Origin of the sequence: Alistipes sp. An54, from assembly GCF_002159375.1 — a bacterium.
Taxonomy (GTDB): domain Bacteria; phylum Bacteroidota; class Bacteroidia; order Bacteroidales; family Rikenellaceae; genus Alistipes; species Alistipes megaguti.
This window is the reverse complement of the sequence record NZ_NFIA01000011.1, coordinates 91,601-106,781: the sequence shown is the minus strand read 5'-3', so window position 1 is coordinate 106,781 and position 15,181 is coordinate 91,601. Positions and strand designations below refer to the sequence as shown.

The following is a 15,181-nucleotide window of genomic DNA, read 5'->3' as shown; positions in this document are numbered from 1 at the left end:
CGGCATTTTTCGTTGGCTTTTCCTTTTGCCGAGTTCCAGGCGTGCGGCTCGATGAAGCGTTTGATCGAGGCGTCAGCGCGTTCTCCGTTGATTGTCAGACGCATAAACACGGGAGCTTCGCCTCGCTTGTTGGTCTTGTCCCGCCGAATGTAAAACAACAGTCCGAATGTTGTCCTTTCCATAAGTACACCGAACAGGCCACAGGCAACCCGCTTTTCGATGCCTTTTTCTGCATTTCGGCCAAAATAAAAATCCCCGTAATTTCATTATTTACAGGGATTTGCTTTTATTTTCGGTATTATCTCAGCGGAAAGTGAGGGATTCGAACCCCCGGAACCTTGCGGTTCAACGGTTTTCAAGACCGCCGCGATCGACCACTCCGCCAACTTTCCAGCGACAAAAGTAGCACCGATTTTCCATTCTGCCAAATCTAAGCGGTGAATTTCTCCGCCACAATCCGGTCATTGCTCAAAATTCCAACGAAGTTTTTCACTTTCTGCAAAAAATACCTATCTTTGTCAACAGGTTGGATTAATCTCTTCACGTCTCAGGCCATGAACAAAGCCCAGTTTGTCGAGGCTGTTGCCCTCGACGCAAACCTCACGAAGGTCGAGGCCCGAAAGGCAATCGACGCCATGATCCGTGTCACGGTGCAAGCGCTCCGCGAGGGAGAACGGCTGACGCTGACCGGTCTGGGAAGTTTCAGCATCCAGCAGAAGGCCGAACGTGTGGGCCGCAACCCCCGCACGGGTGCCGCCGTCAAAATCCCGGCACGCAAGGTTATCCGCTTCCGGCCGGCCGTGGAGATCGAATGACCCGTCCCCTCAAGTGACACCTTTCAAGAGACATGCCGCAAATTTCACATCGGGCCGTCGAGACGCCGGCCTCCCCGATACGTAAACTCGTGCCGCTGGCCGACGCCGCCCGCGCCCGGGGTATCAAGATCTATCACCTGAACATCGGACAACCCGACCTGCCCACCCCGCAGATCGGTCTCGATGCCCTGAAGCACATCGACCGCCGAGTCCTCGAATACAGCCCCAGCGACGGCTACCGTTCGCTGCGCGAAAAACTGGTCACCTATTACGACCAGTACCAGATCAAACTCTCGCCCGACGAAATCATCGTCACAACGGGAGGCTCCGAAGCCGTTCTGTTCGCCTTCATGTCGTGCCTCAATCCGGGCGACGAGATCATCGTCCCCGAACCGGCCTACGCCAACTACATGGCCTTCGCCATTTCGGCCGGTGCGGTGATCCGCCCCGTCGTCTCGTCGATCGAGACCGGATTTGCGCTGCCGCCGATCGAGGAGTTCGAGAAGCTGATCAACTCACGCACGCGTGGCATCCTGATCTGCAACCCGAACAACCCCACGGGGTACCTCTATACACGCCGTGAGATGAACCGCATCCGTGACATCGTCAAAAAGTATGACCTGTTCCTCTTCTCGGACGAAGTCTACCGCGAATTCATCTACACGGGGTCGCCTTACATCTCGGCCTGCCACCTCGAGGGGATCGAACAGAACGTCGTGCTGATTGACTCGGTGTCGAAACGCTACTCGGAGTGCGGCATCCGCATCGGCGCGCTGATCACCAAAAACCGCGAACTGCGTAATGCGGTGATGAAGTTCTGCCAGGCGCGCCTCTCGCCACCGCTCATCGGACAGATCATTGCCGAGGCCTCGATCGACGCCCCGCGGTCGTACAGCACCGAGGTCTACGAGGAGTATATCGAACGGCGGAAGTGTCTGATCGACGGTCTGAACCGTATTCCGGGCGTCTACTCGCCCATCCCGATGGGGGCCTTCTATACGGTAGCCCGCCTTCCGGTGGACGACAGCGACAAGTTCTGCGCCTGGTGTCTCGAGCACTTCGATTACGAGGGCGAGACGGTGATGATGGCCCCGGCCTCGGGATTCTATTCCGATCCCGGATGCGGCCGCAACGAGGTCCGCATCGCCTACGTATTGAAAAAGGAGGATCTCGAGCGCGCGCTCTTCATCCTGAGCAAAGCCCTCGATGCCTACAACAGCCGGCAGCAGGAGCAGCAATAGAGCGTCCGGCAGAGGACTCCCCGACTGAACGGAGTGAAGGATCCGGCCTTAAACGGCAAGGCAAACGGAGTCCGAATGGAATGAAAGGAATCGACCTCTTTCGGGAGGTCGATTTTTTTGGGGGGGGGAAAAAAATAGCAACCGTCTCCCCCACGACCGCTCCGACACCCGTACACCCGCCCGCCTCCCCAGCAACCAATCCGACCGGCCAATTCGTCCAAACTTCTACCATATAGTCCAATTTATCCGAATTTCCGACCAAAAAGTTTGGCCCGCGCGGATAGATTTCCTACATTTGCCCCCGATTTTGCGTGTCGCGACGACACGCCGAGTATGAACCAAACCAAAACGTCATGAAGAAAATTCTCCTTGCTCTGGCCTGCATGGCCATCGTTGCGGGCGCCCGCGCCGAAGGTTACCAGGTCAACAACATGTCGGCCCGACAGACCGGTATGGGACACGTGGGTACGGCCATGAAACTGAACTCGGAATCCATCTACTTCAACCCCGCCGCCACGGCCTTCCAGAAGAGCCGCTTCAACATCTCGGCCGGATTCACGGGCATCCTCTCCGACGTCACCTACCGTTCGCTCCCGACAAAGGACAATAACTATCAGATCGGTCCGGCCGAAACCTCGGACAACAAACTCTCGACTCCGCTGCACGTCTACTTCAACTACAAACCCACCGACCGGCTGGCTGTCGGACTGGGATTCTACACTCCGGACGGTTCGTCGATGAAGTGGGACGGAAACTGGTCCGGTTCGCACCTCATCCAGGAGATCAACCTCGCGGCCTACACCGTACAACCCACCGTCTCCTACAAGATCTGCGACCGGCTGTCGATCGGCGTGGGTCTGATGATTACGTGGGGCAACTTCGATCTCTCGCGCTCGCTCCTTTCGAAAAACACCCGGCAGGGAATCATCTCCGGGATGCTCGACCCGCAGATCAACTACATGAATCAGATCATCAACAACCCGTTGACTCCCGCCGAACAGATCCAACAGGCTCAGGAGGTTCTCCAGATGCTGCAGAGCGGCAAGGGATACCTCGAGAGCACGATGGATCAGTCGATCGTGGCGGCCCGCCTCGAAGGCTCGGCCAACGTGGCCGTGGGCGTGAACGCCGGTATTCTGTGGGACATCACCGACCAGTGGTCCGTGGCCATGAGCTACCGCTCGCGCATGAACATGAAGGTCAACAGCGGACACGCCACCATGAACATCGATCCGACGGCCGCCGCCCTGATCCAGCAGCTCGGTCAGCTGAGCCCCGGCACGGAGCTGATTCCGGCCCTCGACAAGGGGACGTTCCGCACCGAACTGCCGCTGCCGACGACCGTGACGTGGGGCGTATCGTTCCGCCCGACCAAGCGCTGGGAACTGGCCGTCGATCTGCAGTGGGTCGGCTGGTCGGCCTACAAGGATCTGAACGTCTCGTTCAACGAGAAGGAGCTCGGGATCAAGGACATCTACTCCGTAAAGAACTACTCGAATACGCTGGCGTTCCGCTTCGGCGGTCAGTATCGGGCGACGGATTTCCTCTCGGCCCGCATGGGTATGTACGTCGACGAGAGCCCCGTGAGCAGCGACTACCTCAATCCCGAAACCCCCTCGATGACCAAGGTGGCCTATACGGCGGGTCTGAGCCTGCAGCCGACACGCTTCATGTCGGTCGATCTGGCCTACTGCTACGTCTCCTCGGCCGACCCCGAACGGACGGGCTCCTACCCCGTCTACGGCTACACGAGCGGTTCGCTCGAAGAGGTCTTCTCGGGCAATTACAAGCTTCACGCCCATGTATTCTCCGTGGGAGTGAGATTCAGTTTCTGAAAACGGAAAAAATTGCTATCTTTGTGGCGCATGCTCTCACCGGGTATGCGCCACATGGCTGAAGGCTCCATAGTTCAAGGGATAGAACGAGGGTTTCCTAAACCCTAAATCCGCGTTCGAGTCGCGGTGGAGCTACACGCCGGGAGCGGATCGAAAAGATTCGCTCTTTTTTTGGATTTTTGCGTATCTTTGCCCCATCCAGAAGCCAAAAAAATGGAATCGCTCAAAGAACTCTATAAGATCGGGAACGGCCCCTCGAGCAGCCACACGATGGGCCCCAAACGGGCTGCCGAACGTTTCGTGGACCGCTGCCGCGAGGTCGACGCCTATCGTGTCACCCTCTACGGATCGCTGGCCGCCACGGGCAAGGGCCACCTTACGGATGTCGCCATCTGCTCGGTGCTGAATCCCGTGGCCCCGACCGAAATCGTCTGGCGGCCCGACATCGTCCTGCCGTTCCACCCCAACGGAATGCTCTTCGAAGGGCTCCGTCAGGGGAAGGTCGTCGATTCGTGGACCATCTACAGCATCGGCGGCGGAGCGCTGGCCAACGAAACCTCCCGGCTCGAGGTCCCGAAGAGCGTCTACCCGCTGACCACCATCTCGGAGATCAAGGAGTGGTGCTACCGCGAGGGAAAAACCTACTGGGAGTATGTCGACGACTGCGAGGGCCCCGAGATCTGGGACTACCTCGACACGATCTGGACCTCGATGTGCGAAACGATCCGCCGCGGTCTGAACAACGACGGTGTGCTGCCCGGCGGACTGAAGGTGGCCCGCAAGGCCGCCACCTACTTCGTCAAGTCGAAGAGCTACGCCGATTCACTCTCCTCGCGGGCCAAGATCTACGCCTATGCACTGGCCACCTCCGAGGAGAACGCCTCGGGCGGTGTGGTGGTGACGGCTCCGACGTGCGGTTCGAGCGGCGTGGTGCCGGCCGTACTCTACCACCTGGCCACCTCGCGCGACTTCCTGCGCATCCGCATCCTGCGGGCCCTGGCCACCGCCGGTCTGTTCGGCAACGTCGCCAAGACCAATTCGTCGATCTCCGGGGCCGAGGTCGGTTGTCAGGGTGAAGTCGGTGTGGCCTGCGCCATGGCTGCCGCCGCGGCCTGCCAGCTCTTCGGCGGAACCCCCTCGCAGATCGAGTATGCCGCCGAGATGGGACTCGAACACCATCTGGGACTGACGTGCGATCCGGTCTGCGGACTGGTGCAGGTCCCCTGTATCGAGCGCAACGCCATCGCCGCAGCCCGGGCATTGGATGCCAATATCTACGCCACACTCTCGGACGGGGCCCATCTGGTCTCCTACGACAAGGTCGTGAAGGTGATGGCCGAAACGGGCCACGACCTGCCAAGCCTCTACCGCGAGACCTCCGAGGGCGGTCTGGCCCGCAACTACGACCGGAAATAGCCGTCTGCCGGCCCTGCCCTCCGGACCCGACCCGCCACTGCCCTCCACCGACAGCCCCGCCGCCCACACCAACCGGCCTCGGTTAGGCCCATCCTGCTCCAAGGATTCGAGCGCTCCACCGACAGCCCCGCCGCCCGCATGAGTCACTCCCTGCCCCGGCAAAACCGGCCGTGCGGCAACCGCTCTTACCCGGCGGAACTCCAATCGGGCCGCCCGATCGTCCCGCAGCACCAACAGCCCGCGGCGGATCCGCGACAGCCTTCCGACACGCGGTAACCTCCAGCGGCTCCGATATCAATGCCTCACCCGGCAGACCGCATCTCCACCCATCCGCACATCCATCCTCCGTTCAACCTCCTCCCACTCCACCCGTCTTCCACACAACACCACACAAAAAAGCCTCCTCCCGATATCGGGAAGAGGCTTTTTTCTCGATTCGTCCGAACCGAACTCCCCAAGCGGCAGGTTCTTTTTCCCCCCCCCACCCGAGAGATCCCGGCTCGGAACCGGTTTGCTACTGAGCCTGCGACTGCTGCTTGAGTGTCTCCAGGTCGGCCTTGGCGCCGACAACCAGGTCGTCGTACTCGCGGAGACCCGTACCGCCGGGGATCAGGTGACCGCAGATGACGTTCTCCTTCAGATTCTCCAGCGGATCGACCTTGGCCTGGATGGCAGCCTCGTTGAGGACCTTCGTGGTCTCCTGGAACGATGCCGCGGAGATGAAGCTCGAGGTCTGCAGGGCCGCGCGGGTGATACCCTGCAGCACCTGAGTCGACGTGGCCGGTACGATGTCGCGCACCTGAACCGGACGCAGATCGCGGCGCTTGAGGCTCGAGTTCTCGTCACGCAGCTTGCGCAGCGAGACGATCTGACCCGGCTGCAGCGTCGTGGAGTCGCCGGCATCCGTCACAACCACCTTGTCGTAGAGTTCGTCGTTCACGTCCATGAACTCCCACTTGTCGACCACCTGGTCCTCGAAGAAGCGCGTATCGCCCGGATCCTCGATCTTGACCTTCGACATCATCTGACGGACGATCACCTCGAAGTGCTTGTCGTTGATCTTCACACCCTGCATACGGTAGACCTCCTGCACCTCGTTGACGATGTACTCCTGTACCTTCGTCGGGCCGAGGATGTTGAGGATGTCGCTCGGCGTGATGGCGCCGTCCGACAGCGGGCTGCCCGCCTTGACGTAGTCGTTCTCCTGAACGATGATCTGACGCGACAGCGGTACCAGGTAACGTTTCACATCGCCCTGTTTCGAGGTGATGATGATCTCACGGTTACCGCGCTTGATCTTGCCGAACGTAACCTCACCGTCGATCTCCGAAACGATGGCCGGATTCGACGGGTTGCGGGCCTCGAAGAGCTCCGTAACACGCGGCAGACCTCCGGTGATATCGCCTCCCGACTTGCCCACGGCACGCGGGATCTTGATCAGAATATCGCCCGCCTTGATCTTGGCGTTGTCCTTGATGACGATGTGGGCCGATACGGGCAGGTTGTACTGCTTGACCTCCTCGCCCTCCTTGTTCTGGATCTTGATGACCGGGTTCTTGGTCTTGTCCTTGGACTCGATGACCACCTTCTCCGAAAGGCCCGTCTGCTCGTCACGCTCGTCGCGGTAGGTGACACCCTCGATGATGTTCTCGTAGACGGCGCGACCCTCGTACTCCGAGATGATCACGGCGTTGTAGGGATCCCACTCGCAGATCAGATCGCCCTTCTTGACCTCGGCACCATCCTCCATGTAGAGCGTGGCACCGTAGGGCAGGTTGTGCGTATAGAGGACGATTTCGGTCTTCGGGTCGACGATGCGGAACTCCGACTGACGCGAGATGACGATGTTGATCGTCTCTCCGGCGGCGTTCTTGCCCTTGACCGTACGCAGCTCGTCGATCTCCAGACGACCCTCGTATTTCGAGATGACGTTGGTCTCGACGGCCGTACCGCCGGCCACACCACCGACGTGGAACGTACGCAGCGTCAGCTGGGTACCCGGCTCGCCGATCGACTGGGCGGCAATCACGCCGACCACCTCGCCCTTCTGGACCATGCGGGCCGTAGCCAGATTGCGGCCGTAGCACTTGGCGCAGACGCCGTGGCGCGACTCGCAGGTCAGCACCGAACGGATCTCCACCGACTCCAGCGGCGACTTCTCGATGGCTTCGGCAATCGGTTCGGTGATCTCCTCACCGGCCTTGCACAGCACCTCGCCCGTCAGCGGGTGGATCACGTCGTTCAGAGCCACACGTCCCAGAATGCGGTCGTAGAGCGTCTGCACGACGTCGTCGTTGCGCTTGATGGCCGTAGCCGTCAGACCGCGCAGCGTGCCGCAATCCTCCTCGTTGATGATCACGTCCTGGGCCACATCGACCAGACGACGCGTCAGATAACCGGCGTCGGCCGTCTTCAGGGCCGTATCGGCCAGACCCTTACGGGCACCGTGCGTCGAGATGAAGTACTCCAGCACCGAAAGACCCTCCTTGAAGTTCGAGAGAATCGGGTTCTCGATGACCTGCTGACCGCCCTCGACACCCGACTTCTGCGGCTTGGCCATCAGGCCTCGCATACCGCTCAGCTGACGGATCTGCTCCTTCGAACCACGGGCTCCCGAGTCGAGCATCATGTAGACCGGGTTGAAACCGTCGTCATCCTTGATCAGCGTATCGATCACCGCCTTCGTCAGCTTGGTGTTGATGTTCGTCCAGACGTCGATGATCTGGTTGTAACGCTCGTTGTTGGTGATCAGACCCATGTTGTAGTCCTCCATGATGGCGTCGGCGCGCTCGTAACCCTCCTGGACGAGCTTCTCCTTCTCCTCGGGGATGATCACGGCATCGAGGTTGAACGACAGACCGCCCTGGAAGGCCATCTTGTAACCCATGTTCTTGATGTCGTCGAGGAAGTTGGCCACCTTGTCGGCACCGGCCTTCTTCATCACCACGGCGATGATGTCACGCAGCGAACGCTTCGTGAGCACTTCGTTGATATATCCTACCTCCTTCGGCACGACCTGGTTGAAGAGGATGCGGCCGATGGTGGTCTCCTTCAGTACGCGGACCGGATTGCCCTGCTCGTCCAGATCGTCGACCAGACACTTCACGATGGCGTGCAGATCGGCGCGCTTCTCGTTGTAGGCGATGATCGCCTCCTCGGGGCCGTAGAAGATCTGGCCCTCACCCTTGACACCCTTGCGGGGCTTGGTGATGTAGTACAGACCGAGGACCATATCCTGCGACGGCACCGTAATAGGAGCACCGTTGGCGGGGTTCAGGACGTTGTGCGAACCGAGCATCAGCAGCTGGGCCTCCAGGATGGCGGCGTTGCCCAGCGGCAGGTGGACGGCCATCTGGTCACCGTCGAAGTCGGCGTTGAAGGCCGTACATGCCAGCGGGTGCAGCTGCATGGCCTTGCCCTCGATCAGTTTGGGCTGGAAGGCCTGGATACCCAGACGGTGCAGCGTCGGGGCGCGGTTCATCAGCACCGGGTGGCCCTTGATGACATTCTCCAGAATGCCCCAGATCACCGGATCCTTGCGGTCGATGATCTTCTTGGCCGACTTCACCGTCTTGACGATTCCGCGCTCGATCAACTTGCGGATCACGAACGGCTTGTAGAGCTCGGCAGCCATATCCTTCGGAATACCCATCTCGTGCATCTTCAGCTCGGGACCGACGACGATCACCGAACGGGCCGAGTAGTCGACACGCTTACCGAGCAGGTTCTGACGGAAGCGGCCCTGCTTGCCCTTGAGCGAGTCCGAAAGCGACTTGAGCGGACGGTTCGACTCGTTCTTCACGGCGTTGGACTTGCGCGAGTTGTCGAACAGCGAGTCGACGGCCTCCTGCAGCATGCGCTTCTCGTTGCGCAGAATCACCTCCGGGGCCTTGATCTCGATCAGACGCTTCAGACGGTTGTTGCGGATGATGACACGACGGTAGAGGTCGTTCAAATCCGACGTGGCGAAACGTCCGCCATCCAGCGGCACCAGCGGGCGCAGCTCGGGCGGGATCACCGGAATGACGCTCAGCACCATCCATTCGGGCTTGTTCTTGCCCTTCGAGGCGCGGAACGACTCGATGACGTTCAGACACTTCAGCGCCTCGGACTTACGCTGCTGCGAGGTCTCGGTCGAGGCCTTGTGACGCAGGGCGTACGACATCGAGTCGAGGTCGACCTGCTTCAGAAGCGTATAGATGGCCTCGGCACCCATCTGGGCGACGAACTTGTTGGGGTCCGAATCGTCCAGCGACTGGTTGCCCTTCGGCAGGGCGGCCAGCACGTCGAGATACTCCTTCTCCGAAAGGGTGGCCAGACGCTCGATGCCCTGCTCCGAAGCGGCTCCCGGGTTGATCACCACGTAACGCTCGTAGTAGATGATCGCCTCGAGCTTCTTCGACGGGATGCCCAGCAGATAACCGATCTTCGACGGCAGCGAGCGGAAATACCAGATGTGAACCACCGGCACCACGAGCGAGATGTGACCCATGCGCTCGCGACGTACCTTCTTCTCGGTGACCTCGACGCCGCAGCGGTCGCAGACGATACCCTTGTAACGGATGCGCTTGTACTTACCGCAGTGGCACTCGTAATCCTTCACCGGGCCGAAGATCCGTTCGCAGAACAGACCGTCGCGCTCGGGCTTGTAGGTCCGGTAGTTAATGGTTTCGGGCTTCAGCACCTCGCCGCTCGACTGGGCCAGGATCTCCTCCGGGGAGGCCAGGCCGATCGAGATGCGGCTGTAACCATTATTCGGTTTATTGTCTTTGATATTTGGCATATCTGTTTTCGTTTATCTTATCCTCTTAAACAAACCTTACTCGAGTTTCACCGAGAGAGCCAGACCGCGCAGCTCGTGCAGCAAGACGTTCATGGCCTCCGGAATACCGGGTTTGGGCAGATTCTCGCCCTTGACGATGGCCTCGTAAGCCTTGGCGCGGCCCGTGACGTCGTCGGACTTGATGGTCAGGATCTCCTGCAGGATGTTGGCGGCGCCGAATCCCTCGAGCGCCCAGACCTCCATCTCTCCGAAACGCTGGCCACCGAACTGTGCCTTACCGCCCAGCGGCTGCTGCGTGATGAGCGAGTAGGGACCGATCGAACGGGCGTGCATCTTGTCGTCGATCATGTGGCCCAGTTTGAGCATGTAGGTCACGCCCACCGTAGCCGGCTGGTCGAAGCGCTCGCCCGTACCGCCGTCGTAGAGGTACGTACGGCCGCTGTGGGGCAGACCGGCCTGCGCCGTGTAATCGTTGATCTGCTCGAGCGAGGCGCCGTCGAAGATCGGCGTAGCGAACTTCACGCCCAGCTCGCGGCCGGCCCAGCCGAGCACGGCCTCGTAGATCTGACCCAGGTTCATTCGCGAAGGCACGCCCAGCGGGTTCAGACAGATGTCGACGATCGTTCCGTCCTCGAGGAACGGCATGTCCTCGTCGCGCACGATCTTGGCCACGATACCCTTGTTACCGTGACGTCCGGCCATCTTGTCACCCACCTTCAGCTTACGCTTCTTGGCGATGTAGACCTTGGCCATCTGGATGACGCCCGTCTGGGGCAGTTCATCGCCGTTGGTGAAGTTGTACTTCTCACGCTTGATGGCGGCATCGGCCTTCTTCCACTCGATCGTATAGTTGTTGACCGTGGCCTCGATCAGCGAATCGACATGCGCATCGCCGGTCCAGTTGCACGATCCGAGGTTCAGATAACCCATCTCCACACCGGTCTTCTCGTCCGAGGACTTGCGGGCGATCTCCTCGAACATCTTCTGCGAGAATTTCGTGCCGGCCGGGTAAAGCTCCACGCCGTAATAGTCGGTAATGCCCGTGGTGGTCTTGCCCTGGAGCAGCGTCCACAACTTGCCGACCAGACGCTTGGTCAGTTCCGAAACTTCGGCTGCGAACTTCTCGTCGAGTTTGTCCAGCTGGGCCTTTTCGGCGCTCTTGCTCTTCTTGCCGTCCTTGTTGGCGCGGCTGTAGAGCTTCGTGTCGATCACCACGCCGTGCAGCGAGGGCTGGGCCTTGAGCGAAGCATCCTTCACATCGCCGGCCTTGTCGCCGAAGATCGCACGCAGCAGCTTCTCTTCGGGCGAAGGATCGCTCTCGCCCTTCGGGGTGATCTTGCCGATGAGGATGTCTCCCGGGTGGATGTTGGCGCCCACGCGGACAATACCGTTGGCATCCAGGTCCTTCGTGGCATCCTCCGAGACGTTCGGGATGTCCGACGTCAGCTCCTCGACACCGCGCTTCGTATCGCGCACCTCCATGATATACTCGTCGACGTGTACCGACGTGAAGATATCCTCACGCTGGATACGCTCCGAGATCACGATGGCATCCTCGAAGTTGTAACCCTTCCAGGGCATGTAGGCCACCTTCAGGTTGCGGCCCAGGGCCAGTTCGCCGTTCTGCGTCGAGTAACCTTCGGTGATGATCTGACCCTTGGTCACATGGTCGCCCGTCAGCACCGTAGGCTTGAGCGTCACCGAGGTATTCTGGTTCGTACGGCGGTAGCGCGGCAGTTCGTAGGTCGTGATCTCCGGCGCGAACGACACGAGAATCTCGTCCTCCGTACGCTCGTAGCGGATCTGGATCTTCGTCGCATCGGCGAAGACCACCTCGCCGTCGCCTTCGGCAACGATCTGGATGCGGCTGTCCGGAATCATGTCCTTCTCGATACCCGTGCCGACGATCGGGGCTTCGCACGTCACCAGGGGCACGGCCTGGCGCATCATGTTCGATCCCATCAGGGCACGGTTGGCGTCGTCGTGCTCCAGGAAGGGGATCAGGCTGGCGGCGATCGAGGCGATCTGGTTCGGGGCCACGTCCATGAGGTTGATCTCGTTGGCCGTCACTACCGGGAAGTCGGCACCCTCACGCGCCTTCACGCGGTCGGGCTGCAGGAACGAACCGTCGTCACCGAGCGGCACGTTCGACTGGGCCACGATCTTGCCCTCCTCCTCCTCGGCCGAATAGTAGCGGATGTGGGAGTTGTCCAGATCGACCTTTCCGTTCTCGACCGTGCGGTAGGGCGTCTCGATGAAGCCCATGGGCGAGATGCGCGCATAAACGCACAGCGACGAGATCAGACCGATGTTCGGGCCTTCCGGCGACTCGATCGGGCAGAGACGTCCGTAGTGGGTGTAGTGCACGTCGCGGACCTCGAAACCGGCGCGGTCACGCGACAGACCGCCGGGACCCAGGGCCGACAGACGGCGCTTGTGGGTGATTTCGGCCAGCGGGTTGATCTGGTCCATGAACTGCGAGAGCTGCGAGGTGCCGAAGAAGGAGTTGATCACCGACGAGAGGGTCTTGGCGTTGATCAGGTCCACCGGCGTGAAGACCTCGTTGTCGCGCACGTTCATCCGTTCGCGGATCGTCCGTGCCATGCGCACGAAGCCCACCGAGAACTGGTTCGAGAGCTGCTCGCCGACCGTACGCACGCGACGGTTCGACAGGTGGTCGATATCGTCGACGTCGGCCTTCGAGTTGATCAGCTGGATCAGGTATTTGATGATGGCGATGATGTCCTCGCGCGTCAACGTACGGATCGCCGGGTCGATGTCCAGACCCAGCTTCTTGTTGATGCGGTAGCGGCCCACGTCGCCCAGGTCGTAGCGCTTGTCCGAGAAGAAGAGCTTCTCGATCACGTCGCGGGCCGTGGCCTCATCGGGCGGCTCCGAGGCGCGCAACTGCCTGTATATGTAAACCACAGCCTCCTTTTCGGAGTTGCAGGGGTCTTTCTGAAGGGTGTTGTAGATGATCGAGAAGTCGATGCCCGACTGGTTCTCCTTGTGCAGCAGAATGGTCTTGGCGCCGCTTTCGATGATCTTGTCGATGTCCTCCTCCTGGAGCACCGTCTCGCGGTCGACGATCACGTTGTTACGCTCGATCGAGACCACCTCGCCGGTATCCTCGTCGACGAAGTCCTCGACCCAGGTCGAGAGCACGCGTGCAGCCAGCTTGCGGCCTACGGCCTTCTTCAGGTTGGCCTTCGTGACCTTCACTTCGTCGGCCAGGTCGAAGATCTCGAGGATCTGCTGGTCGGCCTCATAGCCGATGGCGCGCAGCAGCGTCGTGACGGGCAGCTTCTTCTTGCGGTCGATGTAGGCGTACATCACGTTGTTGATGTCCGTGGCGAACTCGATCCACGAACCCTTGAACGGAATGATACGCGCCGAATAGAGCTTCGTACCGTTGGTGTGCATGCTCTGCCCGAAGAAGACACCGGGCGAACGGTGCAACTGCGAGACAATGACACGCTCGGCACCGTTGATGACGAACGTACCGCGCTCGGTCATGTAGGGGATCGTACCGAAATAGACATCCTGGACTACGACGCCGAAATCCTCGTGCTCATCGTCCGTGCAGTAGAGCTTCAGTTTTGCCTTGAGGGGCACGCTGTATGTGAGTCCGCGCTCGAGACACTCCTCGATCGAGTAGCGGGGCGGGTCGATATAGTAGTCGATAAACTCCAGAACGAAGTTGTTCCGGGTATCCGTAATGGGGAAATTTTCCTGAAAGACCTTGTAGAGTCCCTCGTTCTTACGGTTTTCGGCCGTGGTGTCCATCTGGAAAAAGTCCCGGAATGATTTAAGCTGAACCTCCAGCAGATCCGGATACGGAACCCGGTTCTTGACCGTGGAAAAGCTAATTCTCTGTTGTGTTTTTGCTGCGGACATCGTAAAATCCAAATTAGTTGACTTGTAATGGGTTACGCTCCCCAAAATGTGCGGGTATTATCCCGGCAATGCTCCCGACGAAGGGCAATCCGCGCCCCGGGAGCATTCATCCGCCAAAGACTGGACACAGCTCCTACTCGGCACTTCCAGTCTTTAGACCAAGAAAAGGCATAGAGCCTACACAGTGGTAAGCCCTATACCTGTTCGTGTGTTATGCGGCTTAAGCAGCAATGCTACTTGAGCTCAACTTCAGCACCTGCCTCCTCGAGCTGGCCCTTGATCTGCTCAGCCTCTTCCTTGGAAACACCCTCCTTCACGGCCTTCGGAGCACCGTCAACGAGTGCCTTTGCATCGCCCAGCGACAGGCCTGCGATGTCCTTAACGGCCTTGATTACCTGGAGTTTGGCCTGGCCGGCGTTCTTCAGGATCACGTCGAAAGTCGACTTCTCGGCAGCAGCGGCCTCACCGGCACCTGCAGCGGGAGCTGCAACGGCAACAGCGGCAGCAGCCGGCTCAATGCCATACTCCTCCTTGAGGATCTGAGCGAGTTCGTTAACCTCGGTAACCTTCAGGTTTACCAGTTCTTCAGCGAGTTTCTTTACGTCTGCCATAATAGTAAGCTTATTAATTTGTTTTTGATTCTTGTTTGTGAAATTAGTTGTTTCTCGATTCGAGCGTCTTCACGAGGCCCGCAATCTTTTGGCCTGCATTAGCCTGCAATGCAGAAATAACATTCTTGGCCGGGGACTGAAGCAGGGCGATAACGTCTGCGATAAGTTCCTCCTTGCTCTTGATGTTGCAGAGGGCGTCCAGCTTGTCGTCGCCGATGTAGACGCATCCCTCGGCGAAAGCGGCCTTCAGGACGGGTTTCTCGGACTTCTTGCGGAACTCCTTGATCAGCACCGCCGGGGCTTTGGCCACGTTGGCGAACATGATCGAGGTAGGACCCTCCAATACTTTTACCAGATCAGCATCGGCCTTCTCCACCTTCTCGAGGGCTTTGCCCAGGAGCGTGTTCTTGACGACCACCAGCTTCACATCGCTCTCGAAGCACTTGCGGCGCAGGGCAGCGGTCTGCTCGGCGTTGAGCGACTCGATATCGGCGATGTAGAAGTGAGGATAAGCCTGGAGCTGCTCGGCGAGGCTGTTGATTACAACCAGTTTTTCTTCCTTAGTCATCTCTGTTATCCTCCC

The 15,181-nt window shown here is 59.6% G+C and carries 9 protein-coding genes and 2 tRNA genes; 5 read left to right on the top strand and 6 right to left on the bottom strand.

The window, feature by feature from the left end; genetic code table 11:
* On the bottom strand, window positions 1-182 hold a 182-nt coding region (locus tag B5G09_RS14500), incomplete at its 3' end, for an Arm DNA-binding domain-containing protein (RefSeq protein WP_262481267.1).
* 125 nt (window positions 183-307) lie between these two features.
* A tRNA-Ser gene (locus B5G09_RS10890) sits at window positions 308-392 on the bottom strand.
* 138 nt (window positions 393-530) lie between these two features.
* Here B5G09_RS10890 and B5G09_RS10885 point away from each other — a divergent pair.
* The 5 genes from B5G09_RS10885 to B5G09_RS10865 all read left to right on the top strand — a co-directional run bounded on the left by B5G09_RS10885 (window position 531) and on the right by B5G09_RS10865 (window position 5,307).
* On the top strand, window positions 531-815 hold the full coding sequence (locus B5G09_RS10885; RefSeq protein ID WP_262481268.1) for an HU family DNA-binding protein: 285 nt from the start codon (window positions 531-533) through the stop codon (window positions 813-815).
* A 32-nt stretch (window positions 816-847) separates the two neighbouring features.
* Window positions 848-2,056, top strand: coding sequence for a pyridoxal phosphate-dependent aminotransferase (locus B5G09_RS10880; RefSeq protein WP_087405159.1), 1,209 nt, complete (start codon window positions 848-850; stop codon window positions 2,054-2,056).
* A gap of 353 nt (window positions 2,057-2,409) precedes the next feature.
* Window positions 2,410-3,891, top strand: a complete 1,482-nt coding sequence (locus B5G09_RS10875; protein WP_087405158.1) for an outer membrane protein transport protein — start codon at window positions 2,410-2,412, stop codon at window positions 3,889-3,891.
* Window positions 3,892-3,954: 63 nt separating this feature from the next.
* Window positions 3,955-4,026: transfer RNA gene (locus B5G09_RS10870), tRNA-Arg, on the top strand.
* Window positions 4,027-4,104: 78 nt separating this feature from the next.
* Window positions 4,105-5,307, top strand: a complete 1,203-nt coding sequence (locus B5G09_RS10865) for an L-serine ammonia-lyase, iron-sulfur-dependent, subunit alpha (RefSeq protein WP_087309959.1) — start codon at window positions 4,105-4,107, stop codon at window positions 5,305-5,307.
* 514 nt (window positions 5,308-5,821) lie between these two features.
* Here the strand turns inward: B5G09_RS10865 and rpoC are convergent.
* The 4 genes from rpoC to rplJ all read right to left on the bottom strand — a co-directional run bounded on the left by rpoC (window position 5,822) and on the right by rplJ (window position 15,166).
* The gene (gene rpoC / locus B5G09_RS10860; protein ID WP_087405157.1) at window positions 5,822-10,090 is read right to left on the bottom strand and encodes a DNA-directed RNA polymerase subunit beta'; all 4,269 of its coding nucleotides are present in this window, start codon (window positions 10,088-10,090) and stop codon (window positions 5,822-5,824) included.
* A gap of 36 nt (window positions 10,091-10,126) precedes the next feature.
* Window positions 10,127-13,987, bottom strand: coding sequence for a DNA-directed RNA polymerase subunit beta (gene rpoB, locus B5G09_RS10855; protein WP_087309955.1), 3,861 nt, complete (start codon window positions 13,985-13,987; stop codon window positions 10,127-10,129).
* A gap of 233 nt (window positions 13,988-14,220) precedes the next feature.
* Complete coding sequence (gene rplL, locus B5G09_RS10850; protein ID WP_087263043.1) at window positions 14,221-14,598, bottom strand: 50S ribosomal protein L7/L12; 378 nt, start codon at window positions 14,596-14,598, stop codon at window positions 14,221-14,223.
* Window positions 14,599-14,641: 43 nt separating this feature from the next.
* Entirely contained in the window at window positions 14,642-15,166 is a 525-nt protein-coding gene (rplJ, locus tag B5G09_RS10845) for a 50S ribosomal protein L10 (RefSeq protein WP_087309953.1), read from the bottom strand.
* Between the last annotated feature and the right edge of the window lie 15 nt (window positions 15,167-15,181).

Excerpts from the sequence above, each read along its gene's own strand:
- rplL (WP_087263043.1), bottom strand. The coding sequence starts at position 14,598 with ATGGCAGACGTAAAGAAACTCGCTGAAGAACTGGTAAACCTGAAGGTT.
- rpoC (WP_087405157.1), bottom strand. The coding sequence starts at position 10,090 with ATGCCAAATATCAAAGACAATAAACCGAATAATGGTTACAGCCGCATC.
- B5G09_RS10865 (WP_087309959.1), top strand. The coding sequence starts at position 4,105 with ATGGAATCGCTCAAAGAACTCTATAAGATCGGGAACGGCCCCTCGAGC.
- B5G09_RS10880 (WP_087405159.1), top strand. The coding sequence starts at position 848 with ATGCCGCAAATTTCACATCGGGCCGTCGAGACGCCGGCCTCCCCGATA.
- rplJ (WP_087309953.1), bottom strand. The coding sequence starts at position 15,166 with ATGACTAAGGAAGAAAAACTGGTTGTAATCAACAGCCTCGCCGAGCAG.
- rpoB (WP_087309955.1), bottom strand. The coding sequence starts at position 13,987 with ATGTCCGCAGCAAAAACACAACAGAGAATTAGCTTTTCCACGGTCAAG.
- B5G09_RS10875 (WP_087405158.1), top strand. The coding sequence starts at position 2,410 with ATGAAGAAAATTCTCCTTGCTCTGGCCTGCATGGCCATCGTTGCGGGC.